The 9535-nt window shown below is 73.7% G+C and carries 9 protein-coding genes and 1 pseudogene; 6 read left to right on the top strand and 4 right to left on the bottom strand.

The features are described from left to right. A pseudogene (locus ACFV0Q_RS32385) lies at positions 1–238 on the top strand (hypothetical protein); the annotation flags it as partial. Here the strand turns inward: ACFV0Q_RS32385 and ACFV0Q_RS32390 are convergent. Further along, entirely contained in the window at positions 225–1073 is an 849-nt protein-coding gene (locus ACFV0Q_RS32390; protein WP_385010207.1) for a hypothetical protein, read from the bottom strand. The pseudogene ACFV0Q_RS32385 and the gene ACFV0Q_RS32390 overlap by 14 nt on opposite strands. 107 nt (positions 1074–1180) lie before the next feature. Here ACFV0Q_RS32390 and ACFV0Q_RS32395 point away from each other — a divergent pair, with 107 nt between their 5' ends. Beyond that, a complete protein-coding gene (locus tag ACFV0Q_RS32395; RefSeq protein WP_385010209.1) occupies positions 1181–1504 on the top strand; it encodes a DMT family transporter in 324 nt (107 codons plus the stop codon). Further along, positions 1504–2043 carry a TetR/AcrR family transcriptional regulator gene (locus ACFV0Q_RS32400; protein ID WP_385010211.1) on the top strand — a complete coding sequence of 180 codons (540 nt, stop codon included), beginning with the start codon at positions 1504–1506 and terminating at the stop codon, positions 2041–2043. The genes ACFV0Q_RS32395 and ACFV0Q_RS32400 overlap by 1 nt, the downstream gene beginning before the upstream one ends. Before the next feature lie 24 nt (positions 2044–2067). On the opposite strand, the gene ACFV0Q_RS32405 is transcribed toward ACFV0Q_RS32400, so the two are convergent. Next, positions 2068–2943: a winged helix-turn-helix transcriptional regulator gene (locus ACFV0Q_RS32405; protein WP_385010213.1), complete on the bottom strand. Its 876-nt coding sequence runs from the start codon at positions 2941–2943 to the stop codon at positions 2068–2070. A 119-nt stretch (positions 2944–3062) separates the two neighbouring features. Here ACFV0Q_RS32405 and ACFV0Q_RS32410 point away from each other — a divergent pair, with 119 nt between their 5' ends. Both ACFV0Q_RS32410 and dapD read left to right on the top strand, forming a co-directional pair. After that, complete coding sequence (locus ACFV0Q_RS32410) at positions 3063–4256, top strand: MFS transporter (RefSeq protein WP_385010214.1); 1194 nt, start codon at positions 3063–3065, stop codon at positions 4254–4256. A gap of 9 nt (positions 4257–4265) precedes the next feature. Beyond that, entirely contained in the window at positions 4266–5246 is a 981-nt protein-coding gene (dapD, locus tag ACFV0Q_RS32415) for a 2,3,4,5-tetrahydropyridine-2,6-dicarboxylate N-succinyltransferase (RefSeq protein ID WP_385010216.1), read from the top strand. Positions 5247–5324: 78 nt separating this feature from the next. On the opposite strand, the gene ACFV0Q_RS32420 is transcribed toward dapD, so the two are convergent. Both ACFV0Q_RS32420 and ACFV0Q_RS32425 read right to left on the bottom strand, forming a co-directional pair. Next, a complete protein-coding gene (locus ACFV0Q_RS32420; RefSeq protein ID WP_385010217.1) occupies positions 5325–5579 on the bottom strand; it encodes a hypothetical protein in 255 nt (84 codons plus the stop codon). Between the two features lie 265 nt (positions 5580–5844). Then, complete coding sequence (locus tag ACFV0Q_RS32425) at positions 5845–7686, bottom strand: endonuclease/exonuclease/phosphatase family protein (protein WP_385010219.1); 1842 nt, start codon at positions 7684–7686, stop codon at positions 5845–5847. A 229-nt stretch (positions 7687–7915) separates the two neighbouring features. Here ACFV0Q_RS32425 and ACFV0Q_RS32430 point away from each other — a divergent pair, with 229 nt between their 5' ends. Next, positions 7916–9394 (top strand): hypothetical protein, encoded by a 1479-nt coding sequence (locus tag ACFV0Q_RS32430; RefSeq protein ID WP_385010221.1) that lies wholly within the window; start codon positions 7916–7918, stop codon positions 9392–9394. Positions 9395–9535 lie beyond the last annotated feature (141 nt).

Here is a 9535-nt window from a genome sequence, read left to right on the forward strand (position 1 = left end):
CTACCAGTGGGACGGGGTCCCCGGCCACGCCCCGGTCAAGCGGGCCGACCTGCCCACCACCGACCCCGGCGGCTGGGAAGCCATCGTGGACGTGCCCGACCTGGGCGTCGCCGGGGCGCGGGTGCAGCTGGTCACCGACAGCGGATCCGCCGACCTCTACGGCGACGGCACCGAGGCCAAGGACCTCACCCACCCGGAGTGGAAGAAGGCGCGGGCCGCCTGGTTCACCCTGGGATGACCGGATCCCGGTCCGGATCCGCCGCGAGGGCCTCGGCCAGGTGCTCGCGGCGGATCCGCCGGTCCACGTAGAGCAGACCGGCGGGCAGCTGCGGGAAGGCCGGCAGCAGGACCAGCGCCGACAGCGCCCCCGGCAGCCCGGACCACACCAGCAGCGCGTACCCGGCCCCGACGGTGAAGGCCACGGCCGGAGCGGTCCAGCCGAAGGTCCGCCACCAGGCGCCCCGCACCAGCCGCGCCGAGCGGCGCAGCGCCGCCACCGGCGCGAGCCCCTCGTACCCGGCGGCGGTGGGCGCCAGCGCGAACTGCACGCCGAGCCACAGGGCGACCGGGGCCAGCGGCAGCAGCACCAGCGGCGGCAGCCCGGCCGCCAGTACCGCCGCGCCCGGGCCCGCCGCGGCCAGCAGGGCGAGCAGCTGGGCGCCGAGCACTTTCGGGGTCCGGGGCAGCGCGGCCCGCAGCAGCCCCGGCGCGGTCACGGCCCGGCCGAGCACCGCCGGGCGCAGCAGGGCCGCGATCAGGGCGGTGGCCAGCGCGCAGGTGAACAGCAGGAACAGGGCCGCCGCCGGGAAGAGCACCCAGACGAAGACCCGGTTGCCGGACCTCGGGCTGAGGGAGGCCAGGGCCGCCGCCCCCGCCGCCGCGGTGACCAGCAGCCCCGCCGCCAGCTGCCCGAGGAGCAGCGCCCCGCACAGCCGGCCGCCGTACCGGCCGAGGGCGGCGAGGGCGCCCCCGAGGATGTCGCCGGGCCCCAGCGGGCGCAGGGGCACCACGCCGGGCCGGGGCCGTTCGGGGGGCAGCCAGCCGCCGCCCCGGTGGGTCCATTGCTGCGCCATGCGCGGGCCCCCTGTCCCCTGAGGGGGACACCGTAGCCCCCTGGCGGCCCGGTGTCCCGGGGTCTGCGTGTGTACACCTGTACGCATCGATGTGTACACTCGTACGCATGCCCTACGTACTGCTTGCCGCGGCCATAGCCGCCGAGGTCGCCGGGACCACCGCGATGAAGTACAGCGAGGGTTTCACCCGGCTGTGGCCCTCGCTCGGCACGCTGCTGGGGTACGTGATCGCCTTCACCCTGCTCGCGCAGACCCTGAAGTCGATGTCGGTCGGCACGGCGTACGCGATATGGGCCGGGGTCGGCACCGCCGCCATCGCCGCCATCGGCATGGTGTTCATGGGCGAGGCGGCCACCGCCGCGAAACTCGCCGGGATCGCGCTGATCATCGCCGGGGTGGTCCTGCTGAACCTCGGCGGAGCGGCCCACTGATGGCCGCGGGAGTGCGCCGGTACGACCCGGAGCGCCGCCAGCGGATCATCGACGCCGCGATCCGGGTGGTGGGGGCCAAGGGGATCGCGGGGCTCAGCCACCGCAGCGTCGCGGCGGAGGCGGACGTGCCGCTGGGCTCGACGACCTACCACTTCAAGACCCTGGACGACCTGCTGGTGGCGGCCCTGCGCCAGGCGAACGAGGCCTACGCCCCGGCGTGGGCGCCGCGCGCGGGCGAGGGCCTGGCGGGCGCGCTGGCCCGGCTGCTGGGGGAGCTCCTGGCGGCGGCCGGCCGGGGGCGGGCGGAGCTGGAGTACGAGCTCTACCTGGCGGCCCTGCGGCGCCCCGCGCTGCGGCCGGTCGCGGCCGAGTGGCTGGAGTCGGTGACCGGGGCCCTGGCGGAGCACACCGATCCGGTGACGGCGCGGGCGCTGGTGGCGGTGATGGACGGCATCAGCCTCCAGGTGCTGCTGACGGGCGCGGATTATGACGAGCCGTACGCCCGAGAGGTCCTGGGGCGGGTGCTGCGGTCCGTCTAGCCGGCGGCGGCTGCCCGTCGCCGGTCAGCCCGCGGAGCGGACCGCCGACAGCGCCGCCGCGACACTGGCCTCGATGTCCCGGATCGGGTAGATCACCTCGCGCACCGTGCGGTCCCGGTCCAGGACCAGCGTCAGCCGCTTCAGCCGGCTGACCCCGCCCGCGCGGAACGTCGGCAGCCGCAGGGCCGTCACCAGGTCCAGCCCCGCGTCCGAGAGGAGCGGGAAGCGCAGCCCCTCCTGCTCCGCGAACTCCCGCTGCTCGTCCGGGCGCTGGGCCGAGACCCCGTGGACGGTGGCGCCGGCCGCGGTGAACTCCGCGAGCTGGTCGCGGAAGGTGCACGACTCGAACGTGCAGCCCTTCGCGCCCGGGATCCCCGCCCAGCCCGGCGGGTAGGACTCGGCCCGGGCGTAGGCGCCGGGGAAGCAGTACAGGACGGTGAACGGGGTGTCCGCCACCGGGTCGCGGAGCTCGCCGAAGCGGTCCGGCAGCAGCAGCTCCGGCAGCCGCGTCCCGCGCAGCGCGTGGACCCGTACCGCCTCCATCGAGGACTCCTCGGCCGTCGCCGTCATCTCTCCCTCTCCCAGGATCCAGGCGTCGCCCCAGTCCTGGAGGGCCACCAGGACGGGCAGCAGCCCCCGCCCGCGCGGGCTCAGCCGGTACTCGTACCGCACCGGACGTTCCTGGTACGGCTCGCGCGTCAGCACCCCGGCCTCGACCAGCAGCTTCAGCCGCTCGGCGAGCACCTTGCGGGACATGCCGAGTTCGCGCTGGAGCTCGTCGAAGCGGTACAGGCCGCGCGCGGTGTCGCGCACGATCAGCAGCGTCCACCAGTCGCCCACGACGTCGAGGGCCTGGGCGATGGAGCAGTCCGCGTCGCCGAGGTGTGTGCGCTGGGCCATGGCACTCCTTTGTCCGTTGACCCCAGGCTGCCATGCTGACATAGTCCGTTCCCAAAAGGAACTAACTCCGGGGGCGGGACGTGCTGCAAGGGTTCAAAGAGGTGCCGAGAGCGGTCTGGATGCTCTCACCGGGCGTGTTCGTCAACGCCGTGTCCAGCTTCACCTTCGTCTTCGTCTTCGTGTACCTGACCGGACCGCGCGGCCTCTCCGTCACCGAAGCCGGCCTGGTCACCGGGGTCGGCGGCATCGGCCTGATCGCGGGCAACTTCACCGGCGGCGGGTACGGAGACCGCTACGGCCACCGCCGTGTCCTGCTCATCGCCTCGTTCCTCGCCGGAGCCGGCCTCGTCCTCCTGTCGACGCTGCCCACCGGCGCGCTCTACGCCGTCCTGCCGCTGGCCCAGTACGCCCTCGGGGCGATCCGCTCCGCCAACGCGGCGCTCGTCGCGGTGATCGTCCCGGAGGGGGCGCGCCGCCAGGCCTTCGCCGTCGTCCGCTGCGTCTCCAACGGCGGCTTCACCCTCGGCCCGCCGCTGGGCGCACTGATCGCGACCGGCCTCTCCTACGACTGGCTCTTCGTCGCCGACGGCGTAGGCACCCTCTTCTTCGCGCTGTGGACCGCCCGGGTCGTCCCGGCACGCAGCGCGGACCGCACCCACGCCGCGGCCTCGGACGGGGGTCTGGGCCGCGGCGTATGGGGGGAGCTCCGGGCCAGGCCCGCGGTCCTCGTCCTGCTGGGCGCCATCCTGGTGGCCGACGTCATCTACCGCCAGCAGTACTCGGCCTTCCCCGTCTACCTCGCCGACCACGGCCTCGACACCGGCGCATACGGGCTGATCATCGCCCTCAACGGCGCCGTCATCCTCGTCCTGGAACTGCCGGCCGCCGTCGCCCTGCGCGCCCGCCCGCCGCTGCTCGTCGTCGGCGTCGGGCTCTTGCTCGTCGGCGCCGGGTACGGGGCGCTGCTGCTCGGGACCGGGATCGCGGCGGCCGTCGCCATGATGGTGCTGCTGAGCCTCGGCGAGATCCTCTACAAAACCCCCGCCACGGCCTACGTCGCAGACCAGGCGCCCCCGCACGCCATCGGGTTCTACCAGAGCCTGTACGCCGGGGTCTCGGCCAGCGGCGTCGTCCTCGGCCCGCCACTGGGCGGAGCGCTGTACTCCACCGCGCCCGGGCTGCTCTGGCCGCTGTGCGTGGTGCTGGCGGCGGGGGCGGGCGGGGTGGTGCTGTGGGCCCACGCCAGGCAGGGGCGACACGCGGTGCGCCCGGCACATGAGACCGGTTCGCGACCTCGGGCCGTCGCCGGTTAGGTTTCTGGCATGACTGCTACGCGTACCACCGGCGCCGTCGCCGCCGGACTTGCCACCCTCACCGCCGACGGCACCGTCCTCGACACCTGGTTCCCCGCTCCCGAGCTGGTCGCCGAGCCCGGCCCGGCCGGCACCGAGCGCCTCACCGCCGAGCAGGCCGTGGAGCTGCTGGGCACCGCCGCGGCCAAGGCGATCCGCCAGGACGCGGTCCGCGGCGTCGAGGTCGTGGCCGTCCGTACGGTGATCTCCTCCCTGGAGGACAAGCCGCTCGACGCGCACGACGCGTACCTGCGCCTGCACCTGCTCAGCCACCGCCTGGTCAAGCCGCACGGCCAGAACCTGGACGGTGTCTTCGGCCTGCTGGCGAACGTCGCCTGGACCTCGCTCGGCCCCGTCGCCGTCGACCAGGTCGAGACCGTCCGCCTCAACGCCCGCGCCGAGGGCCTGCACCTCCAGGTCACCTCGATCGACAAGTTCCCCCGCATGACCGACTACGTCGCCCCCAAGGGCGTGCGCATCGCCGACGCCGACCGCGTCCGCCTCGGCGCGCACCTCGCCGAGGGCACCACCGTCATGCACGAGGGCTTCGTCAACTTCAACGCCGGCACGCTCGGCACCTCCATGGTCGAGGGCCGCATCTCGGCGGGCGTCGTGGTCGGCGACGGCTCCGACATCGGCGGCGGCGCGTCCACCATGGGCACCCTCTCGGGCGGCGGCAAGCAGATCATCTCGATCGGCCAGCGCACCCTGATCGGCGCCGAGGCGGGCGTCGGCATCGCGCTCGGCGACGAGTGCGTCGTCGAGGCCGGCCTGTACGTGACCGCGGGCACCCGCGTCACCCTGCCGGACGGCCAGATCGTCAAGGCCCTGGAGCTCTCCGGCGCCAACAACATCCTCTTCCGCCGCAACTCGGTCACCGGCGCCGTCGAGGCCCGCCCGTACAAGGCGGCCTGGGGCGGCCTGAACGAGGTCCTGCACAGCCACAACTGACCCGCGCGGGCCGGTACGGCGAAGCCCCTCACCCCGGCGGGGTGAGGGGCTTCGCCGTGCGCGCGCCGCCGGGCGGCGTCAGTGCCGCGGGATCGTGCGGATCAGGCCCGCGAAGGCCTGCTCCTCCGCCTCCGTCAGTTCCACCGACTCCATCGGGTGCGCGGAGGCGACGCGCTGGGACGGAATGGCGGGCAGGCCGCCGTGGGCGCCCGGCTCGGGCTGGTGGAAGCGGCTGTCCCACAGCATGTGGCCGAGGCCGAGGACCCAGACGAGGGCGGCCACGAACAGGACGGCGAGGCCGATTTCCTGGGCGGGGGAGATGGAGGGGAACACGCGGTCCTCCAGTGAGTGCGAACCGTACGAGTCGGTACGAAACCGGGGCGGATGATCGGGCGTGCAGACACTCAACACCACAACCGGCCTATTTCGGGAGGGGTGTGGCGAGCGTCACGCCAGTGCCGAAAGTCCCCACCTCCCGGGCCGAGGGGCCCCTGCCTCCGCCGCCTCCTCCTCGGGGCCTCCCGGACCCGGACCCGGGCGGGGGCAGGGCGAAGGGCCCGGCCCGGGACGGCGGGCGGGCCCTTCGCGGTTCGGGAGGCTACGGGCGGAAGCGCAGCACCTGGGGGTCGTGGTCGCTGTTCTGGGCGGCGAACTCGGCGTTGATGTGCACGCTGTCGTACGCGAAGTTCTTCACCGCCGGGCTGGTCAGGATCTGGTCCAGCACCTGCGCGTTGCCCTGGTAGACGTAGGAGTAACGTTCCGCCTTCGGCAGCGACTTGATCGCCGAGAACAGCGCCCCGCCGTCCTCCAGTGCCTGCGCGGTCCCGGAGAACTCGAAGTCGTTGACGTCACCGACGGCCAGCACGGCCGCGTGCTTGTCGGCGGCCAGCAGCTGCTTCACGAAGCCGTTCACGGCCTGCGCCTGGAGCAGCCGCTTGGCCTCCGAGGAGCGCACCGGCGGCTGGTGGACCGAGGTCAGGCCCTCGTCGCCGCCCTTGGAGCCGAAGTGGTTGGCGATGACGAAGACCGTCTTGCCCTGGAACACGAACTCGCCGGCCAGCGGCTTGCGGCTGTCGGCCCACGCCGGGTTCGCGGGGTCGATCCGGCCGGGGGAGTGGGTCAGGGCGGCCTTGCCGTTCTCCGTCGTCACGCCGGTCGCCGTCACCGCGTCACCGGGCGCGCGCTCGGTGAAGGAGACCCGCGCCGGGTTGAAGAGGAACACCTGACGGATGTTGCCGCCGGGCTCGCCGCCGTCCTTCTTGTCCTCCGGGTTGATGGTCTTCCACTGGTACGCCGGGCCGCCCGCGGCCACGATCGCCGCCGTGAACTTCGTCAGCGTCTGCTCGGCCGACACGGTGCCGTCGTTCTTGGCGCCGTTGTCGTCCTGGATCTCCTCCAGCGCCAGGATGTCGGGCGAGGCGAGGTTCTCCACGACCGCCTTGGCGAGGTTGTCGAACTTCGTCTGCGGGTCCGTCGGGTCGAGGTTCTCGACGTTGTACGTGGCCACCGCGAGCTCGTTCGCCGCCTGCGGCTTCGTCTTCTCCGGCGCGAGGGTGCCCGCCTTGACGGTCCCCAGCGTGCGGGCGACGAGGGTGTAGCCGCCGAACTGGTTGAAGTCGAGGGGGCCCTCGGTGGTGCCGGTCAGCTTGTCGCCGACGTTGGCCACCGGGAACGGCTGCTGCGCGACCGGCGCGAGCTGCTGGATCTGGAGGCGGCCGGTGTTCTGGGACTCGTAGGAGCCGTAGAGCGTCCCGCCGCGCTTGGCGGTGTTCTCCCAGCCCTTCACCGTGACCCACAGCTCGCTGTACGGGTCGGTGGCGCCGACCACGCGCGAGGTGCCGATCTTGATGTTCATGCCCTCGAGGGACTCGTAGTAGTCCAGGGCGTAGCGCGAGGGCTCCAGGGTCAGGCCGTTGATGCTGCCCGCCGCGGCCGGGTCGCCCGCCGGGGCGTAGGCGGCCGGCACCGAGTACTCGTTGACGGCGACGGCCGCGGGCAGCGCGTTGCCCGAGGAGACCACCGTCACGGTGGGCTTGGCGATCTGCGTGATCGACTGGTTGCCGGAGCCGAGCCCGCCGGGGACGTACTCGCCGACCGTGCCCGAGACCTTGACCGCGTCGCCGACGGCGACGGTCGGGGCGGAGCTGGTGAAGACGAAGATGCCTTCGCTGGTGGCCGCGTCGTCGTCGGCGTCCGGGTCCTGGATCCAGAAGCCCTTCGAGCCGTAGGTGCGCACGCCCGTGACGATGCCCTCGACGTCGGCGACCGCCTTGCCGGTGAACGGAGACACCCGGGTCGTGCCCTGGATGTCGTGGATGCGTATCGGATCGGCGGACACGGCACCTTCGGCCGCGTCGGCGGAACCCGCCAGCAGGCCGGTGGCCAGGGCGGTGGCGACGAGGGCCGCGACGGCGGCGGAACGGGGATGCGAGGAGCGCATGGGCGGGGACTCCGGTGTGTGGAAGAGGGGGAGGCTTGTGGACTCCGATACATCTACGCGCGTCAATTTCCAGTGTGACCAGCGAAGTTGTCAAGGCCTCCAGGGAAGACGGGAGTTGACTGTGGGATGAACCAAAGGCGATGGCTCGCAGAGGCTGCCCGAAATGCGTCTACGCTTGGACGCCGTAACGGGCTTGACGGCCCGTCCGTACTCCGAGGAGAACCACCCCATGTCCGCAGAGCCGCACCCCACGCTGCCGCCGGTACGGCTGCACTCCGATGCGGAGCTGGCCCGCGACGCCCTCGTCGCCCCGCTGTTCGCCCGCGCCGTACGCCTCGCCCGCTGGGCCGGCCCCGACACCCGTGTCGACGTCGGCGGGGAACTGGTCCCCGAGCAGCTGGCCGAAGCCGTGGCGGTGCTCGGCCTCGACACCGGCGACCAGGACAGCCCCGTATACGCCGGCCAGGCCTGGCGGGTGGCCGTGGACACCGGCCTCGTCGACGTGACGGAACCGGAAGAGGACGCCGACGACGCCGGGGACGGCGACGAGCGCGAGTACGGCACCGCCACCCCCGGCGAGGACCTCGCGCTGCTGGCGGGCGGCGCGCCCGGCGACGTCCTCGACCTGTGGCTGGCGGCCCTGGACACCGTCCTCGCCGACGCGGCCGTCCCCGACCTGGACGACCTCGTCGACGCCATGGACGCGGGCGGCGAGATCGACTTCGACCGGCTCGACTGGAACCCCCAGCGCGAGGCGGACTTCCTCGACGGGGTGCTCGCCAACCTCTACCTGCTCACCGTCGCCGAGGGCGGGGCGGGCGAGGGCCCGGTGCCGCTGCCGGTGCTCGCCGCCTCGATGATCGTGCCGGACGACATGGGGGACCCGACCGACGCGGTCCTGGAACAGGTCTCCGACGCGATGATGCGCCTCGACGACCAGTTCCGGCAGCTGGAGCCGATCGGCCTGGTCGAGTTCCGGCCCGTCGACGAGGAGCTGATGGCGGAGAGCGACGACACCGCCGACGCGGGCGTCCCGGACGACGAGGACGTGTCCCGCTACGGGATGGTGCGGCTGACCCCGCTCGGCCTGTACGGCGTCCGCGCCCGGATGCTCGAAGCCGGCGTCGAGGCCCCGGCCCTCGGTGAACTCGCCGACAAGGGCGCCGACGCGCTGCTCGACGCGGTCTCCTTCTACCCCGAGGGCGCGGCGCAGGCCGAGATCGAGCAGTGGCTGGCCGGGCGCGAACTGCCCGTCGCCGTCGCCGAGCTGCTCGCCGCGGCCCGCGGGGACGACGAGGGCGCCCCGCTGCGGCGGCTGCGCTGCCAGCAGGCCCTGACCCCGGCCGGGCGGGAGGCCGAGCCGGCGGTCCGGGCCGTGCTGGACGACCCGGAGCTCGGCGGGCTCGCCCGGGTCTGGCTGGCGGAGCACGGGGTGGCCGACGTACCGGCTCCGGACGGGGCGATGGTGCTGTGGCTGACCGTCGACACCATCGCCGCGCAGCTCGCGGCGGACGGGGAGACCGAGGAACTGCCGCTGCTGATGCGGACGCTGACCGAGCACCACGGCGACTTCTTCGAGCGGGCCTGGCGGGTCGAGCACCCCGCGACGGCCTACGTCCTGGAGGCCATGGGGCGGCTGCACCCCGACAAGAAGGCCGCGAAGGAGGCGCGGAAGGCCGCGTTCAAGGCCCGCTCCCGGCGGCCCTGAGCGTGGGCTGACGCGGGCCCGGCCGGCGGGCTGACGCGGGCTCGACCGGCGGCCCCGCTCGGCGGGCCGGCGCGGGCCCGGCCGGCAGTCCCGGCCGGAGGCCCGGCGGGGACTCCGCCGGTGCTCCGGCCGGGGGGTCGC

It is taken from the genome of Streptomyces sp. NPDC059564 (assembly GCF_042735575.1).
Lineage (GTDB): Bacteria > Actinomycetota > Actinomycetes > Streptomycetales > Streptomycetaceae > Streptomyces.